The organism is Arthrobacter sp. H41, assembly GCF_000520535.1.
Classification (GTDB): domain Bacteria; phylum Actinomycetota; class Actinomycetes; order Actinomycetales; family Micrococcaceae; genus Arthrobacter_D.
The window spans coordinates 50,631-70,112 of record NZ_KI914837.1 but is presented as its reverse complement, the minus strand read 5'-3'; the positions used below and the strand labels follow the sequence as shown (position 1 = coordinate 70,112).

At 64.7% G+C, this 19,482-nt stretch carries 15 protein-coding genes and 1 pseudogene; 6 read left to right on the top strand and 10 right to left on the bottom strand.

The features are described from left to right. Positions 1-134: 134 nt before the first annotated feature. The 4 genes and pseudogenes from Y705_RS0115525 (at position 135) to Y705_RS0115515 (ending at position 4,303) form a co-directional block, all read left to right on the top strand. Entirely contained in the window at positions 135-1,718 is a 1,584-nt protein-coding gene (locus Y705_RS0115525) for a hypothetical protein (RefSeq protein ID WP_444826198.1), read from the top strand. A 310-nt stretch (positions 1,719-2,028) separates the two neighbouring features. After that, positions 2,029-2,919, top strand: a pseudogene (locus Y705_RS23430) (acyltransferase family protein); the annotation flags it as partial. A 111-nt stretch (positions 2,920-3,030) separates the two neighbouring features. Further along, positions 3,031-3,894, top strand: coding sequence for an SGNH hydrolase domain-containing protein (locus Y705_RS23425; RefSeq protein ID WP_343212776.1), 864 nt, complete (start codon positions 3,031-3,033; stop codon positions 3,892-3,894). Continuing rightward, entirely contained in the window at positions 3,833-4,303 is a 471-nt protein-coding gene (locus tag Y705_RS0115515) for an SGNH hydrolase domain-containing protein (protein ID WP_026533513.1), read from the top strand. The genes Y705_RS23425 and Y705_RS0115515 overlap by 62 nt, the downstream gene beginning before the upstream one ends. On the opposite strand, the gene Y705_RS0115510 is transcribed toward Y705_RS0115515, so the two are convergent. The 4 genes from Y705_RS0115510 to Y705_RS20630 are packed head-to-tail and all read right to left on the bottom strand — an operon-like array spanning position 4,300 to position 7,806. Continuing rightward, positions 4,300-5,763, bottom strand: a complete 1,464-nt coding sequence (locus Y705_RS0115510; RefSeq protein WP_026533512.1) for an oligosaccharide flippase family protein — start codon at positions 5,761-5,763, stop codon at positions 4,300-4,302. The genes Y705_RS0115515 and Y705_RS0115510 overlap by 4 nt on opposite strands. Before the next feature lie 3 nt (positions 5,764-5,766). Further along, on the bottom strand, positions 5,767-6,663 hold the full coding sequence (locus Y705_RS0115505; RefSeq protein ID WP_026533511.1) for a glycosyltransferase family 2 protein: 897 nt from the start codon (positions 6,661-6,663) through the stop codon (positions 5,767-5,769). Between the two features lies 1 nt (position 6,664). Next, a complete protein-coding gene (locus Y705_RS0115500) occupies positions 6,665-7,072 on the bottom strand; it encodes a DUF2304 domain-containing protein (protein WP_026533510.1) in 408 nt (135 codons plus the stop codon). Continuing rightward, the gene (locus Y705_RS20630) at positions 7,069-7,806 is read right to left on the bottom strand and encodes a glycosyltransferase family 2 protein (RefSeq protein ID WP_155850109.1); all 738 of its coding nucleotides are present in this window, start codon (positions 7,804-7,806) and stop codon (positions 7,069-7,071) included. The genes Y705_RS0115500 and Y705_RS20630 overlap by 4 nt, the downstream gene beginning before the upstream one ends. A 204-nt stretch (positions 7,807-8,010) precedes the next feature. On the opposite strand from Y705_RS20630, the gene Y705_RS0115490 reads away from it, so the two are divergent. Further along, on the top strand, positions 8,011-10,086 hold the full coding sequence (locus Y705_RS0115490; protein WP_026533509.1) for a DUF6541 family protein: 2,076 nt from the start codon (positions 8,011-8,013) through the stop codon (positions 10,084-10,086). A gap of 50 nt (positions 10,087-10,136) precedes the next feature. On the opposite strand, the gene Y705_RS0115485 is transcribed toward Y705_RS0115490, so the two are convergent. The 6 genes from Y705_RS0115485 to Y705_RS0115460 form a co-directional block, all read right to left on the bottom strand. Beyond that, positions 10,137-11,186 carry an ABC transporter substrate-binding protein gene (locus Y705_RS0115485; RefSeq protein WP_081738113.1) on the bottom strand — a complete coding sequence of 350 codons (1,050 nt, stop codon included), beginning with the start codon at positions 11,184-11,186 and terminating at the stop codon, positions 10,137-10,139. An 88-nt stretch (positions 11,187-11,274) separates the two neighbouring features. Further along, positions 11,275-12,033 carry an ABC transporter ATP-binding protein gene (locus Y705_RS0115480; RefSeq protein WP_444826197.1) on the bottom strand — a complete coding sequence of 253 codons (759 nt, stop codon included), beginning with the start codon at positions 12,031-12,033 and terminating at the stop codon, positions 11,275-11,277. After that, complete coding sequence (locus Y705_RS0115475) at positions 12,033-12,914, bottom strand: ABC transporter permease (protein ID WP_026533506.1); 882 nt, start codon at positions 12,912-12,914, stop codon at positions 12,033-12,035. Before Y705_RS0115475 ends, Y705_RS0115480 begins: the two co-directional genes overlap by 1 nt. Positions 12,915-12,924: 10 nt before the next feature. After that, on the bottom strand, positions 12,925-14,937 hold the full coding sequence (locus tag Y705_RS20625; RefSeq protein ID WP_049822878.1) for a glycosyltransferase: 2,013 nt from the start codon (positions 14,935-14,937) through the stop codon (positions 12,925-12,927). Next, complete coding sequence (glf, locus tag Y705_RS0115465) at positions 14,934-16,157, bottom strand: UDP-galactopyranose mutase (RefSeq protein ID WP_343212774.1); 1,224 nt, start codon at positions 16,155-16,157, stop codon at positions 14,934-14,936. The genes Y705_RS20625 and glf overlap by 4 nt, the downstream gene beginning before the upstream one ends. A gap of 73 nt (positions 16,158-16,230) precedes the next feature. Next, positions 16,231-18,276 (bottom strand): acyltransferase family protein, encoded by a 2,046-nt coding sequence (locus Y705_RS0115460; RefSeq protein WP_049822877.1) that lies wholly within the window; start codon positions 18,274-18,276, stop codon positions 16,231-16,233. A gap of 186 nt (positions 18,277-18,462) precedes the next feature. Here Y705_RS0115460 and Y705_RS0115455 point away from each other — a divergent pair. Then, positions 18,463-19,482 (top strand): FHA domain-containing protein (locus Y705_RS0115455; protein WP_162149103.1); only part of this gene is annotated, 1,020 nt, incomplete at its 3' end.

Sequence of the window (19,482 nt, the reverse complement as noted above, 5' to 3'; positions counted from 1 at the left end):
ACCTCTGGCAGTACACCGATGACGGCCCCGTCGTCGGCGACTGGAACCAATGGCGCGGCGATCTTGCCGGCCTGCGGGACTTTGCACGCAATGGGCCTTCGGTTCCAGTGCCGCCGTCGCGGGAGTCGGTGGCGATGCCGTTCATTGATGGTGCTGCTGCGTCGGTGCCGGCGTTGGGTGTGCCGGTGTCGGAGGTCGTTTGTGGTTTGAAGGACAACGGCTGCTACCGGGGCTATGTCAATGGTGCAGTGTTGTGGTCTGCAGGCTCCGGCGCCGCGGCCACGCTCAATGGCCCCCTGCGCACGGCCTGGCTCAACTCCGGTGCCCAGAACGGGCCCATGGGCTACCCCGTGAGGGCCCAGGCCTGCGGCATCAAGGACAACGGCTGCTACCAGGCGTTCCAAGGCGGGGAAATCCTCTTCTCCCCCGCCAACGGAGCACACCTCAGCCGCAGCGGCGAGATCCGCAACACCTACCGGGCCGCAGGCGCCGAGAACAGCATCCTGGGCTACCCCACCAACGGGGAAATCTGCGGCATTCGGGACGGCGGCTGCTACCAGACCTACCAGCGCGGGGAAATCCTCTGGTCCCCCGCCAGCGGCGCCCGGATCTCCTACAACAGTGCCATCCGTACCGCCTACCGGGCCACAGGCGCCGAAAACGGCATCCTGGGCTACCCCATGAGCGCGGAAACCTGCGGCATTCGGGACAAGGGCTGCTACCAGGCCTTCCAGCGCGGCGAAGTCCTCTGGTCAGCCGCCAGCGGAGCCCACATCAGCCGGCACGGTGGTATCCGCAACGCCTACCGGGCCCAAGGCGCCGAGAACGGGATCCTGGGCTACCCCACCGGAGCCGAAACCTGCGGCATGAAAAACGGCGGCTGCTACCAGGCCTACCAAAAAGGCGAGATCCTCTGGTCCCCCACCACCGGCGCCCAGATCACCCACCACGGAGGTATCCGCGACGCCTACCGGGCAGCAGGAGCCGAAAGCAGCATCCTGGGCTACCCCACCAATCGGGAAACCTGCGGCATTCGGGACGGCGGCTGCTACCAGTCCTTCCAGAACGGTGAAATCCTCTGGTCACCCGCCAGCGGAGCGCACCTCACCCGCGGCGGCGGCATCCGCAACACCTACCGGGCCCAAGGCGCCGAAAACGGCGCCCTGGGCTACCCCACCCACAACGAAATCTGCGGCATTCGGGACGGCGGCTGCTACCAGTCCTTCCAACGCGGCGAAATCCTCTGGTCCGCCAAAACCGGCCCCGTGATCACCCGCAACGGCGGCATCCGAGACACCTACCGGACCCAAGGAGCCGAAAACGGCGCCCTGGGCTACCCCACCAACACCGAGATCTGCGGCATTCGGGACGGCGGCTGCTACCAGTCCTTCCAAAACGGCGANACCTACCGGACCCAAGGAGCCGAAAACGGCGCCCTGGGCTACCCCACCAACACCGAGATCTGCGGCATTCGGGACGGCGGCTGCTACCAGTCCTTCCAAAACGGCGAAATCCTCTGGTCCCCCAAAACCAACGCCCACCCCACCACCACCGGACCCATCCGCACCACCTACCGCAACCAAGGAGCCGAAAACGGCACCCTGGGCTACCCCACCAAACCCCAAACCTGCCCCACCACCACCCAATGCACCCAAACCTTCCAAAACGGAACCCTCACCTGGACCCCCACCAACGGAGTCCGAATGGTGCGACGGTAGGAGAAGACGGTAGGAGAAGTAGGAGTCAGCGTGAGTCGGTGAGGAGTCGGCGCCGGCCAATCACTGTCGTGGGAAGGCCGCGGTATTCTTGATACCGCGGCCTGTCCGCCCGGCTCCGTTTCCTGGCGGCGCAGCGGAAAGTCGCAAGGAGACTGAGTGATCGATCAACTCCCGTCCCTTCGGGATGGCGGGCGCAGGGCAGCAACCGTCAGGAGTCCGCCGCGGGACATTCAGGCCCTGCGGGCGATAGCAGTGGTCCTCGTGGTCCTCAACCACCTGTGGCCCCAGACGCTGCCAGGGGTATGTCTGCGTCGACGTCTTTTTCGTCATCTCGGGCTATCTCATCACCAAACACCTGATGGGCGAGCCCGAGCGGACCGGCGGCATCGCGCTCGGCAGTTTCTATGCCCGCCGTGCCAAAAGGCTCCTGCCGGCCGCCCTCGTGGTGTCGGTCATCTCACTGATCACCGCTTACTCGTTCCTGCCGTTCTCCCGCTGGTCATCCATCGCGGGTGAAACCATTGCCGCCACCCTTTACGTCGAGAACTGGTGGCTGGCGCTCCAATCCGTTGATTACTCTGCGCAGAACAATGCCGCCTCAACCGTCCAGCACTATTGGTCACTTTCCGTCGAGGAACAGTTCTACCTGGTGTGGCCGATCTTCCTCCTCGCGCTATTCCTTACCGCGCGTCGCTTCCCCTTTGATCGGCAACGAATCCTCACCGGAGGCCTCGCTGTCATCGGGTCCGCCTCGCTGATCTTCTCGGTCCATATCACCTACGCCAGTCGGAGCGAAGCCTATTTCGTGACTCCCGCACGGGTTTGGGAATTTGCCACCGGGGCCCTTGTTGCAGCAGCCGCGGCCTCGTTGCCGGCCGGACTTGCCCGTGCCAGCATCCTGGCGGGCCTGATGCAGTGGACAGGCTTCGCCCTGATTGCGCTGGCCGCCTTCTCCTATGACGAGGAAACATACTTTCCCCGCTATGCGGCCGTCGTTCCTGTTCTCGGGACGGCACTCGTCATCTGCTCGGGTCCCCGGTTCCCGCTGTGGTCCCCCAACTATCCCCTCTCGGCGGCACCGATCCAGTTCATCGGAAACGTGTCCTATTCCCTCTACCTCTGGCACTGGCCGCTGATCATCCTCCTGCCGAGCATGCTCAACCGTAACCTGACCGATGTCGACAAGGCCGGCGTGGCCGTCGTCGCGCTCCTCCTCGCTGCACTCAGCAAGAAATACATCGAAGACCCGGGACAAGCGAAGCTCCTTATCGCAGGCACCGCCCGACGGACCCTCGGCTGGACGGCTACCGCAATGGCGATAGTGTGCCTCATGAGTGCAGCGATGATGGCAGGAGGTGCCGCCGCCCAGGAAGCCGAGCTGGGCAAGCTCGATGCAATCTCCGGCGGTGACTGCTTCGGTGCGAAGAGTCTTGACCCGGCACACGACTGCGCTGATCCATTCGGGTCCCCCGACGTGGAGAATGTCGGAGAAGATGAAGCTCCCTGGTTCGCCTCCGCGGACTGCATACCCCACGAGGACCCCATTCGGGCGCAGGAGCGGGAGCTGCTCAGCGCCTGTGATTTCTCGGGGGACGAGAAAGTGTCCGAGACCGTATGGCTCGTGGAGGATTCGCACGCCGAGCAATGGCAGGCCGGGATCTTCGAGCTGGCCCGCCAGCACAGGTGGCAGGTGAACGCGAGCCTGATGGGAGGATGCCCTCTTGTCGACGTGAAGCGGGTTGCTTTCCTTGGAGTTCGGACCACCGACGCAGAGTTCCAGAAGCGCTGCCTCGAATGGAGCGCCGGAGTCTCCGACCGGATCCTCAAGGAACGACCGAACACCGTCTTCCTTGCAACCTTCGCAGCGGGCGAAACCATTGACGACGGCACCGGCCGCTCGCAGCTCGAGCAGTACGGCGAGGCCTTCCGCGAAAGGGTGGGGCAGTGGACAGCGAACGGTACCCGGGTCTACGTCATTCGGGACACGCCCCTGACCCTGAACCGCTCCACACCCGAGTGCCTTTCGCTCAACAGCAGTAATCCCCTGGCATGCGCGAACGACAAGGCCAAAGCGCTACCCCTGGACCCCCTTGCCGAGGCGGTTCACGCGATGGATGAACCGGGAACGACCGAACACCGTCTTCCTTGCAACCTTCGCAGCGGGCGAAACCATTGACGACGGCACCGGCCGCTCGCAGCTCGAGCAGTACGGCGAGGCCTTCCGCGAAAGGGTGGGGCAGTGGACAGCGAACGGTACCCGGGTCTACGTCATTCGGGACACGCCCCTGACCCTGAACCGCTCCACACCCGAGTGCCTTTCGCTCAACAGCAGTAATCCCCTGGCATGCGCGAACGACAAGGCCAAAGCGCTACCCCTGGACCCCCTTGCCGAGGCGGTTCACGCGATGGATGAACCGGGAGCAAAGGTCATCGACCTGTCGGACCGGTTCTGCCCGGACGACACCTGCTACGCCGCGATCGGGGGGCTTTCCGTCTTCTTCGACACCGACCACGTGGCCCGCAGCTACATCCGGTCACTCGTCCCGCTCCTGGCGGAGCGGTTCGAGGCAGCCAGGGCAGGCTAGTCGCCCACGGCCTTCGTGGTCGGCGTGGTATCGCCCTCGGCTGCCTGCTCCGCGGTGGTGCCGGGCCCTTTGCGGAGGAGCCAGAGGAGGGCGGCAACGCCGATCGCTCCGAGGACGACCGCCAGCTCCACCGCTCCCCACAGGAGAGTGACCGGGGCGAACCAGAGCGCCCCCGCGAAAAGCACGTGGGCTGCTACGCAGAAGAGGAAGATTGAAGCAGGCCACGCCTCCGCCGACGTATACCTGCGGACCACGACCAGGTAGCTTGCACCGAGTACGGTGAAGCCCGCCGCGTGGACCGCGGCCAGGAGTGCCAGTGCGGGCGCCGTCGCGGGAAGGACCGCGAGAAGACTCGTCAGCAGCAACACTGCGGGAGTGACGAAAGCCATCAGCCGCGTCCGGTGGACGACGTACAGCACGTTGCCGGCGATCAGGAACAACGCATAGCCCACCGACACCACGGGCAGGATCTGCGCGACCTGGACCAGTAACCCGGGGTCCGTCGTCAGCACATGGGCGCCGACATTCGCGGCGGAGGAGGCCAACAGGCCGACGACGAGCGCGCTGAGGGCGGCTTCACCGGCCACGGACCGGATCCTCGCCTGCAGCTCTCCGGTTTCCGCCGACATGATACGGGTGGACCATGAATTGTTGAGTGCATTGAGGATCGTCAGCGGACCAAGCGCGAAGATGAGCACGGCGCCATACTGACCGGCCACCGACGCTCCCGACACCTGCGCCAGCAACAGGACAGCGCCCTGGGTCAGGAGCATCAGGGCACCGGTGTGCGGTAGCAGGGGGCCCGCTATCCTCATCGACGCGCGGGTCATGCCTGGTACTTTCCACGGCATACGCGGCCGCACGAGGACCAGCGCGACGACGACGGACACCACCACTGCGGCTCCGTAGGCGACGATATAGACCAGAGCTGTCCTGCCCGCGACGAGGATCGCCCCGAGCCCCGCCAGGTTGGCAACGACCGACGAACACACGCTGAGAACCACGAAGGCCACCGGACGGTCCTGTGCCCTCAGCACCGCCTGCGCGCCGAGCACCGTGCCGAGCAGCCCGATGATGACCATCGCCAGCACGATGGTCCAGGGTATCCCGGCACCGTCGGCTCCCAAGATGCCGGCACCGGCGGCCAGGACACATCCCACCACGAGGCATGCGATCGCGAGGAACCCGTACATGGCGAGTGACCGGTTACGGCCATCGTCCGAATCGAACCACAGCTGGGTGATCGCGAGCGGCAACCCCGCCGAGAGGAGGACGACGACGACCTGGATCAGGACGATGGAGGTGGCTACCAGGCCCCACTGGAGTTCGCTGAGCAGTCGAATGGCGAACGGCTGGATCAGGATCAGTCCAAGGCCCTGGAGAAGGGACCCGAACAGGTAAAGGAGGGCAGACCTCCTGCCCGCGATCCCGCGCCGGTCAGTCTCGTGCCGGTCAGTCACGCTCTACGGTTTGACGGCGTGGGTGGCTAGTTTCTGCAACCCATTCCACATGCGCTTGTCGATGACCTTCGGCGCAAGGGTCAGTGCATGGAGACGCGACGAGACGTGGAGGCGCGCGGCCCGCGTCGCCTTCTGCCAGCCCAGCCGCTGGAAGTCCCGAACGCACTCGTCGAAGAACGCGCGTTCCTCGGCGAACCGCCGACCGTCGAGCGCCCGCACCGAGGAATCGGATTCACGGTGTCGCCGGTACTGGAAGCACACGGTGTCCATGACCATCATCTTCCCGCCGTCCATGACGATATCCATCGCCAGCGCGAGGTCCTGGACGACGTCGTACTGCTCGCGGAAGCTGTGCTTCCGGATCGCGTCCGAGCGCCAGGCGACGGATGGGAAGTAGAGCCAGTCCCCCGTGATGAGACTCTTGGCGACAGCTTCTCCGGCCAGGACGGCGTCGCTGCTGTCTCCGACGGCACGCCGCCTGAGGTAGTCCTTCACCTTGTCGCCGAGCGGCCGGTAGACAGACCCGTTCTCGTCGATGACCTCGACCCCGGGCTGCACGATGCTCACCGTCAGGTCAGTGAACCCGCGGCGTACCGTCTCGAGGTAGTTCGGCAGCATGATGTCATCAGCTCCCATGATCACCACATACTCGTGCTCGATCAGCGAGAGGCACTTCCGGTAGTTGCCGTTGGCGCCCAGGTTCTGCTCGTTACGGAAGTAACGAATGCGGCTGTCATCGGCGGTAAGGCCCGCGAAGTAGGCGGGAAGCGACTCGTCCGGGTAGCCGTCATCGACGATCGTCAGTCTGAAATCCCGATCGGACTGCGACAGGACCGAATCAACCGCGGCCTTCATCATCGCCACATCACCGTAGTAGGGCAGCATTACATCAATCGTCACGTCATTCTTCCTTCGATGGGTGGCTCAGGTCTTGTGGGGTCGCACGGATGGCGGGACGGGATGCCACCGGGTCGCGCTGGAGTTGTTCGATGGCTGTGCGGAGGATGGATACCTCTTCTGCGAGGATGCGTGTTTCGTCCTCGAGGATGGTCAGTTCACGTGAGACATGGAGGCTGACGCCCACGAGCAGCAGGATCGAGAGGGCGAACAGGAGGTTCGAGGGAACGATCACCCCGACGAGCGATGCTGCCCAGTCGAGCAGGCGCGGGAAGAAGCCGAGGATGATGGTCAGGGTTCCGATGACCAGCCAGAGGATGGCGTACTTCTCGCGCAGTTTGCCGTTGCGCAGCATCAGCAGAACTACCACGACCATCAGGATCGACGAGATGAGGGAGAAGGCGACGCTCATGCCTGGACACTTCCTTCTCCGGCGATGTCGCCGGACGACGGCACGAGGTGTTCCCGGGGCGACTTTCTTCGTGCAAGTGCGAAGCACAGCACCAGTCCTGACCTCGCAAGGTACAGCGTCGCTTTCCACGGGCTCTGGCTCGGGGTTCCTGCCTGCCGGGCTTTCATCTCCACCGGCACCTGCGTGACGGTACAGCCCGATTTGATGGCCACTACCAGTGAATCGATCGTGTCTCCGAGGTATTCAGTAGGGAAGTGCTCGATGTACTGGTGGAGCGCCCGCTCGTTGGCTGCACGGAAGCCCGATGTGACATCGGTCAGGCGGGTGCCGGCGACCTTCGAGATCACCTGCGCAAGAAAGGCCATGGCCCAGCGCCGCGGCCCTTTGGCATCGTAGCTGCCCCTGCCCGCGAAGCGTGCGCCGATCGAGATATCCGCGTGGCTCAATCCCGCCACCACCCGGTCGATGTCATGCGGGTCGTGCTGGCCGTCCGAATCAACCTGCACCACAGCGGAGTAACCGTTCCGGATCGCGTACTTGAAACCGGTCCGCATCGCACCGCCGACACCCAGGTTGAACGGCAACTTGAGTACTGTCGCTCCGGCCTGCCGGGCGATCCACGCGGTCTGATCCTTCGATCCGTCATCGACCACCAGAATGTCGTGGTGGGAAGCGATTTTTCGAACCTCACGGATGGTGTTTCCGATGGCCTCAGCTTCGTTCCACGCTGGCATGACGATGAGAACGCCTGAACGCGTTGAGTTGCCCATGATGTGCAATCATAGCAATACACCATCGACGTTCTTACTCTGGCGTGGGGTGACGTGACCGGAAGCGAGCCCAAGTTCGCAGGATGCTCCCGGCCCTGACCGGCCTCCGGCTTCGATCCGGATAGGGCGCGGGGCACGGCAAGCGTGCGACTAGAGGAGATTGAATTTATGAGCTGGTGGGCAACCATCCCTACCCTCGCGGCGACCCTGGTGGTTTTCTTCGTTCCGGGTCTCCTCATCCTGGCGGCGGCCGGCGTCCGCCGGCTCAACCTGGTGGCGCTGGCTGCGCCGGTATCGACGTCGGTCTCGGCCTGTCTGGCCATCGTCCTGCCGTATGCCGGGCTTCCTTTCAACCCGGTCTCCTACTTCGTCTTCAGCATCCTTGCCGCGGCAGGCGCGCTCCTCGCCCGCTTCCTCCTGATGCGACGCAGCGCGTCCGGTAAGAGCCGGACGACTAGGAGCCGGACGGCGTCGCGGGGAGCACTGGGCGGCAATGGTCGGCTCCTCGACCATGACTATCCGCGGTGGATTGCCCTCCTTGCCGTGCCGGTCGCCGTGATCTTCCCTGCGATCATCATTGCCGGGCGTTACATCTCGGCGTTCGGCTCACCGGAGAATTTTTCGCAGACGTTCGACAACGTCTATCATCTCAACGCGATCCGTCATATCGCCGAGACGCAGAACGGGTCGACACTGACCCTGGGCAACCTCACCGATGCCTCCCAGGCCCTCTATCCAGCGGCCATGCATGATTCCATGGCGCTCGTGCTGATGTTGGGCGCCCCGTCGGTGATGGCCGTGGTCAACGTGGGAACCATCGTGACGGGCGCCCTCGTCTGGCCCCTTGCCTGCATCTTCCTCATCAGCCGGATCATCGGCTACCGGCCGATCCCCCTCCTCTGCGCGGGAGTCCTCTGCGCAGGTTTCAGCGGGTTCCCCTACCTCATGGTCGCTTTCGGCGTGCTGTATCCCAATCATGCGGCGATCGCCCTGCTGCCGGTGGTGCTCGGCCTGCTCATCGAGGCGGTGGGCATGTCGCGGGCACGCCCGCTGTCCACCTGGCCGGCGGCAATCGCCCTCGTCGCGACGCTTCCCGGCCTGGGTCTGTCGCATCCAAGCACGGCGGTCGCACTGCTGGGTTTCGGTGGGCCGGTCGTCGTCGCGCGGCTCATCCGGGCATGGCTGAGCGCTCGCGAGGGCTCGGGCAGCCGACGGGCGGTCTATTCGTGGCTTGCCTACACCGCCGGCTATATCCTCGTCGTCGTGCTCGCCTGGATCACGGTCAGGCCCAGCCTCGCCTTTGCCCCCTGGACTCCCTTCCAGTCCAATGCAAGGGCCATCGGGGAGATCCTCGGGAGTGCTCCGATGGGCGCGACGACGGCGTGGATCCTCCTCATCCTCACGGTGATCGGCCTGTACGTCATTGCACGGCAGCTGCGCACCTACTGGTGGGTTGCGGCAATGTACGGTGTCGGCGGCATCCTCTACATGGTGGTGTCCAGCTGGAGCCTCGGCGCCTTCCGGACCTTCCTCACCGGCGTCTGGTACAACGACAGTTTCCGTCTTGCCGCTCTCCTTCCCGTGGTGACCCTCCCCGTGATCGTGCTCGGAGCGGAGTGGCTCGCCTGGCGCGTGCGTGCACTCTATGGCCTGCTGACCTCGCAGCACTCCGCGACTGCGACCCGCCGGCCATCCATCGTCGGGCGCGCCGCCCGGCTGCTGCCGCACAACCTGCAGAACGTGGTGCCGGTGGCCCTGATCCTGCTGTTGGGCTTCGGAACCCAGGGAGGAACGCTCGCCGGCGTGCAGGACCGGATGCGCGAGGTGTTCGCGACGACGGCGGGCTCCCCCCTGCTGACCGAGGACGAGATCGCCCTCCTGGAACGGGTGGATGATTATGTCCCCGAGACCGACGTCATCGTCGCCAACCCCCGCACCGGCGCTTCGCTGGTCTACGCATTCTCCTCGAGCGAGACGATCGCGCCGCACATCTTCGGTGAACGCACACCTGAAGAGCAGACACTCCTCGATCACTGGGGGGAAGCAGCGTACAACACGTCAGTGTGCCCGGCCGTCAACGAATTGAACGCCTACTGGGCACTGGACTTCGGGAACCAGGAAATTGTTCCCGGCGAGGAACCGTTCATCGGCCTGCGTGACCTGATCGACGAAACGGCACCGGGCGTCGAGCTCGTGGCCGAAGAGGGAGATGCCCGACTGTTCAGGATGACCGCCTGCAGCTGACCGTCGGTGTGGCGGGGCCGACTCCTGCCCCGCGCCGGCAGTGAGCCCGGCTAGTTCTCCGCGTAGTAGGCAGCCTTCGCCAGTTCCGGAATGAAGTTCCGACCGAGCCAGCGGATGCCGAGCGGTGAGCCGGTCTCCAGGGCCGCGGTGTAGACGTCCCGTGTGGCATAGGCCACCGATCCCCTGGCTTCGGCCGGCGCTTCGGCGAGCAGGTTGAGCTCGTCGAGTTCCTCCCGCTGGGCTCGTTCGATCGAAGCTATGACAATGTCGGTATCCAGCGCGGCGCCCCTGTCCCTGGGCCACTGAAAGGTGACCGGTCCCATGCCGTCCGCAACCAGGAGCGCCTGCGCCTCGGGCGTACTGATCAGCGGACCGGCTACCAGGCCGAAGTCCTCGAGGATTCGGACCGGGTTGGATTCCTCACCGTAGACCTCGAAATCCGCTCCCAGAGCCGTGGAGAGGCCCACGAACAGGAACGTCGTGCCGGGAAGATCGGGGTAATCGGACACCGAGTCCGCCATGTACTCGGTGGTTTCCTCTTCCAGTTCAGCACCCTCCCGGCTCTGCCCCAGCGCCTGGGCCACCATCATCACGGATGTCCGCCAGTCCGTATTCAGTGGCGCCCCGGGACCGGCGACCACGGGCGCGATCTCCGACAGCTCGTCGTACTGAGCCTGGGTGAGATCCGAGTTGACGGCCAGGATGAGATCCGGCTCGAGGTTCTTGATCTGCGGTATTGAAAGGTCGACCTCATCCGGATACAGCATCGGCATCGGGGACGACAGTTCCGCGAGTTCGACGACGAACCACGGCGTTGCGTTGGAGCCCGGCATTCCTACCGGAACGACCTCGAGAGAGAGACAGACGTCGGCGCTCGAGGCTCCGATCGTCGCGATTCGCTGCGGTGCCGACTTGATGACGGTTGCGCCGAAGCTGTGCCGCACCGTCACCGGGAACTCCGCGGACGGCGGTACTGCCTGCACTGCACTCTCGTCCGGCGAACTGCACGCGGTCAGTGCTACGGGGAGTGCTGCAAGCCCCAGCAGCACGCTCCGACGGCTCGGCCCGCTTCCCGTGGTGCTTCTGAAATGGTGCGTCATGATTCAACCTTCAGCTCAAACTTCGGCATGGTGTGCGTCTTCATCCTTCTGTGGGATCACCGGCGTCGCCTCAGGAACGGCGTGGCAGCTAATCATCAGCCCGCGAACGACGGCGCAGCTCGGAAACGACATCCTCCACCGGCCCGTCCGTGATCAGCTTTCCATGCTCGAGCAGGATCCCCCGCTCGCAGACGGTCGATACGAGGTCGAGATCGTGGCTTACCACCAGCAGCGTCTTGCCTGCCGCTGCCAGTTCCTTGATCTTGGCCAGGCACTTCCGCTGGAACGGTTCATCACCGACGGCCAGGATCTCATCGACGAGGAAGATCTCCGGGTCGGTGTGAACGGCGATGGAGAATGCCAATCGGAGGTACATCCCCGACGAGTAGAACTTCACTTCGGTATCGATGAACTCACCGATTTCAGCGAAATCGACGATGGAATCGAACATCTGATCGATCTTGCGCTCGGGCATGCCGAGGATCGCGCCGTTCAGGTAGACGTTGTCCCGGCCGCTGAGGTCATGGTGGAAGCCAGCCCCCACCTCGATCAGCCCCGCGATCCGGCCCTTTGTCAGCAGCGACCCCGTATCCGGCTGCAGCACGCCGGAGATGAGCTTGAGGAGCGTCGATTTTCCGGAGCCGTTCAGGCCGAGGAGCGCCACGGTCTCGCCACGGTTGACGGTGAAGGAGACGTCCTGGAGCGCATCGAATTTCCTGGAGAGGTCGCCCTTGCGGCCCTTGACGATCCACACGAGCGCTTCCTTCAGGGAACGCGTGTGGCGCAGCACGAACTGCTTCTGCACCCCGTCACAGATGATCGCCGGATCGTCCACCATCCCCTCCATCACAGCTCCTGCGCGAAGTTGGCCGAGAGCCGCCGGAAGGTGATCTGCCCGAGGAACATGATCAGGACCGTCAGCGCCAGCGCGATCGGGGTCCAGAGGGTCAGCAGGTCGGGCGGCAGAGGAGCCGCCGCCAGTTCGACGTCCGTGAGCGTGGGGTACCAGAAGGCCCAGTGGAACAGCTCGACGGCGACGGTCATCGGATTCAGTTGGTAGAGGAAGAACCAGCGACCGAGTACGTCTTCGACCATGCTCCAGACATAGAGCACTGGTGATGCCCAGGTGACGATCATCAGGATCATGTCGACGATGTTCTCGGAGTCCCGGAAGTAGACGTTGGCGGCGCCGAACAGCAGGCCGAGCCCAGTCGCGAGGACCGCCACCAGAAGGAAGGCGATCACCAGTGCCGCGATTTGTGGGGCCGAGGGAACCCAGCCCACGACCAGGCAGGCACCCATGAGGACAACCAGCTGGGGGAAGAAATGGACGGCGGAGACCCATACGGCGGCAACGGGAAAGAGCTCCCGTGGCAGGTAGATCTTGCGGATCAGGTCCCGGTTCTCGACGATCGAGCGGGTGGCGTTCCCGAGCGCCTCGGTGAAGAAGTTGATCAGAACGATGCCCGAGAAGAGGTAGATGGCGTAGTTCGGTGTGGACCCCCGAAGATTCAGGAAGATTCCGAGTGCCACGAAGTACACGGCGAACTGCAGCAGGGGCTTGAGGTAGGACCACATCAGGCCGAGCACCGACCCCCGGTACCGGACCCGGATCTCCTTGCGGACGAGCAGCTTCAGCAGGAAGCGGTCGCGGAGCACGTCCCGCAGCCCACGTCCCCTTCCCGGAGGGAGCAGCGAGTCCGAGGATCCTGGACTGCTGGAAGTCAGTACTCCCAACTCACAACACCTTCGGCTCTTCACCGGGGACAGCCGCTGCCGTGAACGTCTCGGCCCATGCCTCACGCCCGGTGAACCGGGGAAGTGCCTCATGGTAGTCCGCGCTGAGTGTGTTCCAGCGAAGAAGCAGCGAGCGGTGCAGGGCCATCGTCCGCAGCAACATTCGAACGAACTGCTTCCGGTCGCGCCTGTACCAGGAGGATCCCGATCCGTCCGACGATGAAACCAGCGCCGAGTCCAGCCCGGTCAAGCGCCACCATCGTGCGTCCATCGCCGGTACTTCGGCCTGCGGGTGGGCCCGAGCCTTCGGGTCGACCGCCCGGAACTGCCGTAGGGCGCCGAGCCCGGCGCGACGGATGGACTCCGCCACGACCACGGGTTCCTCGACTTCCCTGCGGATCGACGGGGGCCGGACTTCGGGGAAAGCACTCCGGTCGGGCTTGATCTGGGCATCGCTGAAGGTAGCCCGGGTAGCTCGGATCCAGGGAAGCCGTTCGCCGATCGTCCGGTGGAGGTGGTCCGGTCCCGAAAGGACGTCCTCCAGGGCCTTCAACCGCACTTCGACTGCCGAATACTGCATGGACAGGAGGTGCCTCACATCGATGGCGAAGCTCTCGAACGGCATCCTGCCGCCCTTCGGCTGCGAGGAATGCGAGAGCGTGGCCACCCACCGGTTCCGCTGGTGGTAGTAGGCCTGCCAGTCGATGGTGTCGTCCTTCTCGGTCCACGGCATGTGCCAGACGGCGGCGCCGGGCAGGGTGACCGTCCGGTAGCCGTGCTGCTGTGCGCGGAGCCCGTATTCGGCGTCGTCCCACTTGATGAAGACCGGGAGCGACAGTCCGACCTCGCGGACGATGCTCGTGGGGATCATGCACATCCACCAGCCGTTGTAGTCGACATCCACCCTCCGGTGCATCCAGGGGCTGGTCCTGAGGTTGCTCGCCGCGAAGTCGTGGCCCTCCCTCGTATTGGCTGCCGGTCCCCAGAAGAACCGCCGCTGGTCTACCTGCTCACCGAAGGTGTGGAGCACAGACCTTTCGTAGAGGTTGAACATGTGGCCGCCCACGATGGTGGGCCTGGTCGTGAAGTCGGCGAAGTTCACCGCCCGCAGGATTCCCTCGGTCTCGATGCTGACGTCGTCGTCGAGGAGGAGCACATAGGTGCTGTCCCCGGCCTCGAGCGTCTCGTGCATGCCCCGGGCGAAACCGCCGGATCCACCGATATTCGCCTGTTCGACGAGGAGGAACTTCTCGCCCAGCTGCGCCGCGGCGTCGGAATATCCTTCCTGGAGCCTCACCTTGTCGGTGCCCTGATCGACGATGATCAGGCGGTCCAGCACTTCCATCACGCCGGCGTCGTCGGCCAGGGTCGAGATATGGCGAAGGGCGTAGTCGGGCCGGTTGAAGGTGGTGACTGCGACCGACACGGAACCGCGCTGCAGCTGCTTCGACTCCTCGACCGCCCAGGACGCGCCGAGCAGGGTGACGTTATCGCCGTGCGCGACCAGATCGAACCAGTACCACCCGCCGTCGACGAAAGCCGTGACGGGAAGATCGAACGAGGCCTGCCCCTTGAGGACGTGGGCGCTGTCGACGCGGTTGGCGACGCCGCGCGGGCTCGATCGGTAGACGATCACGGTTGCCTCGGCGTCCACCTCCACGGTCAGCCGGACCGACCGGATATCGGTGTGTTTACGCCAGTAGCTCGCCGGAAAGGCGTTGAAATACGTACCGAGCGAGATCCTCCGGAACGCAGGGAGCCGCAGGCTCCACCGACCGACGATGAAGTCCGAGCGCTGGTGTGTGCTTTCGGGAAGGTTCTCAGGCGCCTTCGGCGCACCACGCCGGATGGCGCGCTTGGTGTGCTCGACGACGCGCCGGGCGGAGTTGAAGTCGACGTAGAGCGGCAGCACATCGGTATCGCCGTCCAGCGGAAGAACGACGCGCTGCACCACGCGGTAGGCGGGGACGGCCTTCTCCTTGCCAGCGAGGGTGTCGGTCGCCGCAGCACTCACGCGTCCACCCCTCCGCTCTCAAGGGTCGTCCCGCCGGTGAAGTGCGGCGTGATCTTGTTGTCGAACATTCCCAGCGCCGATCCGATGGCCATGTGCATATCGAGGTACTTGTAGGTTCCGAGCCGTCCGCCGAACAACACCGCCTTCTCCCCCTTCGCCAGGTCACGGTACGCGAGCAGCTTGGACCGGTCCTCCGAGGTGTTGATCGGGTAGTAGGGCTCATCGCCCTTCTCGGCGAAGCGGGAGAACTCGCGCATGATGACGGTGGCGTCCTTGGTGTACGCCCGCTCGGGGTGGAAGTGCCGGAACTCGTGGATCCGGGTGAACGCCGCGTCCTCGTCCGGGTAGTTCATGACGGAGCAGCCCTGGAAATCCTCGACGGGAAGGACCTCCTCCTGAAGGTCGATCGTCCGCCAGGACAGGTCGCCCTCCGCATAGTCGAAATAGCGGTCAACGGGTCCGGTGTACACCACGGGCACCTGCCCGAGGGTGGTCGACCGGGAGTACTCGTGTCCCTCGTCGAAGAAGTCGGTATTGAGCTGGACGGAGATGTTCGGGTGGTCCGCCATCCGCTCGATCCAGGCCGTGTAACCGTCGACGGGCAGTCCCTCGTACTTGTCGTTGAAGTACCGATTGTCATAGGTGTAGCGGACCGGGAGCCGGGAGATGATCTCGGCGGGCAGGTCCTTGGGGTCCGTCTGCCATTGCTTCCCGGTGTAGTACTTGATGAACGCCTCGTAGAGCGGACGTCCGATCAGCTGGATTCCCTTGTCGTTCAGGTTCTGGGGATCGGTTCCCGCCAGCTCTCCGGCCTGCTCCTGGATCAGCGCGCGTGCTTCCTCGGGGCCGTAGGCCGAACGGAAGAACTGGTTGATGGTTCCAAGGTTGATGGGCATGGGATACACCTCACCCTTGTGGCGCGTGTAGACCTTGTGCACGTAGTTGGTGAACTTCGTGAAGTTCCCGACATAATCCCATACGCGCTCGTTGGAGGTGTGGAAGAGGTGCGCGCCGTAACGGTGTACCTCGATGCCGGTCTGCGCCTCGTTCTCGCTGTAGGCGTTGCCGCCGATATGGTGGCGGCGATCGAGTACTGCGACTTTGAGCCCCAGCTGGGTTGCAGCTCGTTCCGCGATGGTCAGTCCGAAAAAGCCCGAACCTACGACGACGAGATCAACGTTCACAAAGTCTCCTGGGTTGTTTTGGGCAGGCCTGAACATCAACTGCCTGCCGGTCAAGGTTACCCGATGCGGTCCCTGATCCCGGCAAGGCCCGGCCCCGGCCCTGCGCGCGCTACCAGCCAGCGGCCGCCAGGAACTGGGTTCGGAAGGCAGGAACCAAAGTCTCGACATAGCGCTTCGTCAGGTGGTTGTCGTCGAGATACACCCGGACGTTGCCGATCACGGCGGGGCAGGAATCGGGGCGGCATATTCGGTCGGTCAGATCCAGAAAAGCCATCGATGGCGCGTCGGCGAGGAGTTCGCCGAACGGCGGGGTCTCCGTCAGCACTGAGGTCCGTGGCGGCGAGCAGGCTTTGGACGAGGGACCATTCCGTTCCGAGCAGTGGAGCATGTTGACGTCGAAGCGCGGGTTGTCCCGGATGCCGATCACCTGAATTCCCTCCTCGAGGAGGGTCTGCGCCGCTTGTCCGAGCCCCCGCACGGCTTCGTCCTGGGGTTCGATGGGCGAGGCACTCGTCGCGACGACGAAGGCGACGTCGGGCTTCGCGGAAAGCAGGTAACGTTCCGCCTCCTCGGTGAACTCGTTGCACCTTTCGCCGCGGTCCTCCGTGGTGTAGGAGCATCCGCCAAGCAGAAGGGCCGTCACTGCCCAGTTGTTCTCCTCGGCAAGAGGCGCGATTGCACCGAGCCATTGCTGGGCGTGTGAGTCTCCTACCACCACGATCGTCCGGCCGGCCGAATTTCGGGGTGCAGTTCGCGAGCAGTTGTTCGCGAGCGCCTGGGCCATGGACTGCTCCTGTGCGTCACAGGGTTCCGGCAGACTTGCCCATTCGTCCTGCATGGCCCAGGCCGCAGGGAGCACCGCGGCATCAGGTTCTGCCCTGTTCTCGAGACTGCCCGTCAGGACGGCGGCCCCCGGATTGTTGCGTTCCGCCTCCATCTCCCGGCCGGCCACGTACAGGTTGAGGCCGGCCTGCGAGCCGGCGGCCGGCGTACCGACCAGGACAACGCATGCGAGCAGGACGGCGAGGGTGCGACGTCGCCGCTTGTCCGCCCATTCCAGAGTGCGTACCGGGCGTTCGATCCACCGGGTCGTGAGGTATGCAAGCAGGAGTGACAGCGTGACGACGCCGACGCCGCCCACGAGGCCTGCTGCCGGCTCGTCCTGCCACACGAGGAAGAAGATCAGGAGGGGCCAATGCCAGAGATAGAGGGCATAGGACCAGTCGCCCATCCGCACCAGCGGCTTCCAGGAGAGGAAGCGGTCGACGCCGATCGGGCTCCGGGTCTGCCCCGCGACGATGACGAGGGCCGCCGCGACCAGCGGCCACAGGGCGACGTACCCGGGGAACTGGCCCTGCACGTCGAGGAGGAAACCGACACTGAGCATCGCCCCAAGCCCCACCCAGCCGCACACTACCCTTACCGGCCGGGAGAGATGAAGGAACGGCAGCACAAGCGCCAGCAGGGTCCCGAAGGCGAACTCCCACAGTCGTGCCCGGGTATCGAAGTACGCGGACGCTTGATTCGTGTAGGTCTCGTGGACGGAGAAAGCGAGTGAGGAGAGGAACAGTACTCCGAAAACCACCAGGACCACTCTCCGGAACTCCAGGTGAAGAAGTCGTGAGCAGAGCGCACTCGCCGTGAAGAGCAGCGGCCACAGGATGAAAACCTGACCCTGCACGGACAGGGACCAGAAGTGCTGGAGGGGGCTCGAGAGGCTGTCGTCGGCGGCGTAGTAGTCAACGGAGTTGGAGGCGAGCACCGTGTTCTGCCGGTAGAACAGGGAAGCCCATGTCTGTTCGAGAACATCGGGCCACCGGTACTGCGGCAGGAGAAGCGCCGAACCGACGAGCGTCGCGATAAGCACCACGCAGGCGGCGGGCAGCAGCCTCTTGAACAGGTGCAGCCAGTACCGTCCCAGGTCGAAGGACCTGCGGGTCTCGTACCTGCGGAGGAACGAGATGCTGATGAGGAAAGCCGAGATCAGGAGGAAGATATCCACGCCACCCGAAACGCGGCCGAACCAGACGTGATAGGCAACGACCATGAGCACCGCGAGCGCCCGAAGCCCCTGGACTTCGGGGCGGTAGCCATCGGTTCCGGAGGATTTCCCGCCGGAAGCCAAGCCCGCCCGAACCGTTCCAGGGACTGCCATTCTCGGCCTTTGCTCGAAGATGTGCGCCGATTGTACGCGCCGCTCCTGATCACCCACTGGGGTTCTCCGGTAACGGGCACCTTCACCGCCCTTGTCCACATCCCACTTCCCCGTCTCCTGAAGGACCCATGAGGGGCCATACCCTGCAGGAACAGCCGCATCGAGGGAAGGCAGGTAGTCGTCGTGGTGGCGCTGCACTTATCGCTAGTCGTCGCTGCGCCGCAGGAACCGCGGGTTCGTGAACTCGTGGTCGACACCGCGCTCCTGGACAGTGGGACCAGGATCAGCAACAGCCTGGGGAAGCTCGCAGGAACCCCGATCCTCACCGTGGGCGGACTGCCCCTCGAAACGCTCACCCCCGGCGACTTCCCACTGGTGAACGGAGCCGTGGTCATTGCCGGAGCATCACCGACCACGGGCAGGGCCCCGCGTCCTTCCCTCGTCTTCGTCGTGCATACCGGTCCGGACGCGGGACGGCTCATCCCCCTGGCGCGCGGCACGCACACGATCGGCCGGAACCAGGGCGACATCCCCATCCGTGATCCTGAGATGTCCCGGCATCACGCCACCCTCGTCGTCGGGAACAAACGGATCACGCTGATCGACGCGCACTCGGCCAACGGCACCAGGGTTGACGGCACCCTGATCCTCGAGCGTGCACTCACCACCAGTTCGGTGATCGCGTGCGGCTCGAGCACCTGCAGGATCGCACTACTCGGTTTCCCGGCGGACCGCCCGTCCACCGGCAACCCGTCCGTGACCGGCCCCGGTGACAGCGCCGATCCCGGGACCGCCGGCCTGGATATTCCTCTCGACGTCGAAACTCCTCCTCCGCCCGAGCGCGCGCGGATGCAACTCGTCACCGCCTTCCTTCCCCTGCTTCTCGGCGTAGCCCTGGCCCTTATCACCGGCATGTGGTTCTTCCTGGCCTTCAGCACACTTTCAGCCGTCACCGGCGTCGTGCCGTTGCTCGCACGCCGCCGGCGCTCCAGAGCGTTCGATACCGCCGTCGGAGAAGCAGCGGAAAGAGATAGGGAACGACGACGACGCGCAGTACCGGACCCCGGAGAGCTCGCCGTCGCCGTGGAGACGCTGGGAGGCAGCCCCCTTCCGCCCCGCTCACCCGCCCCGCCTTCCCGGATCCACCTGCGGGTAGGGCTTGCGGACCAGCGTGCCGATATCGTGGCCCGGAGCATTCCGCCGGGG

Coding starts and splice junctions, on each gene's coding strand:
- Y705_RS0115460 (WP_049822877.1), bottom strand. CDS start 18,276: ATGGCAGTCCCTGGAACGGTTCGGGCGGGCTTGGCTTCCGGCGGGAAA.
- Y705_RS0115485 (WP_081738113.1), bottom strand. CDS start 11,186: ATGACGCACCATTTCAGAAGCACCACGGGAAGCGGGCCGAGCCGTCGG.
- glf (WP_343212774.1), bottom strand. CDS start 16,157: ATGTTCAGGCCTGCCCAAAACAACCCAGGAGACTTTGTGAACGTTGAT.
- Y705_RS0115500 (WP_026533510.1), bottom strand. CDS start 7,072: ATGAGCGTCGCCTTCTCCCTCATCTCGTCGATCCTGATGGTCGTGGTA.
- Y705_RS0115515 (WP_026533513.1), top strand. CDS start 3,833: ATGAACCGGGAACGACCGAACACCGTCTTCCTTGCAACCTTCGCAGCG.
- Y705_RS0115480 (WP_444826197.1), bottom strand. CDS start 12,033: ATGGAGGGGATGGTGGACGATCCGGCGATCATCTGTGACGGGGTGCAG.
- Y705_RS23425 (WP_343212776.1), top strand. CDS start 3,031: ATGGCGATAGTGTGCCTCATGAGTGCAGCGATGATGGCAGGAGGTGCC.
- Y705_RS0115490 (WP_026533509.1), top strand. CDS start 8,011: ATGAGCTGGTGGGCAACCATCCCTACCCTCGCGGCGACCCTGGTGGTT.
- Y705_RS20630 (WP_155850109.1), bottom strand. CDS start 7,806: ATGCCAGCGTGGAACGAAGCTGAGGCCATCGGAAACACCATCCGTGAG.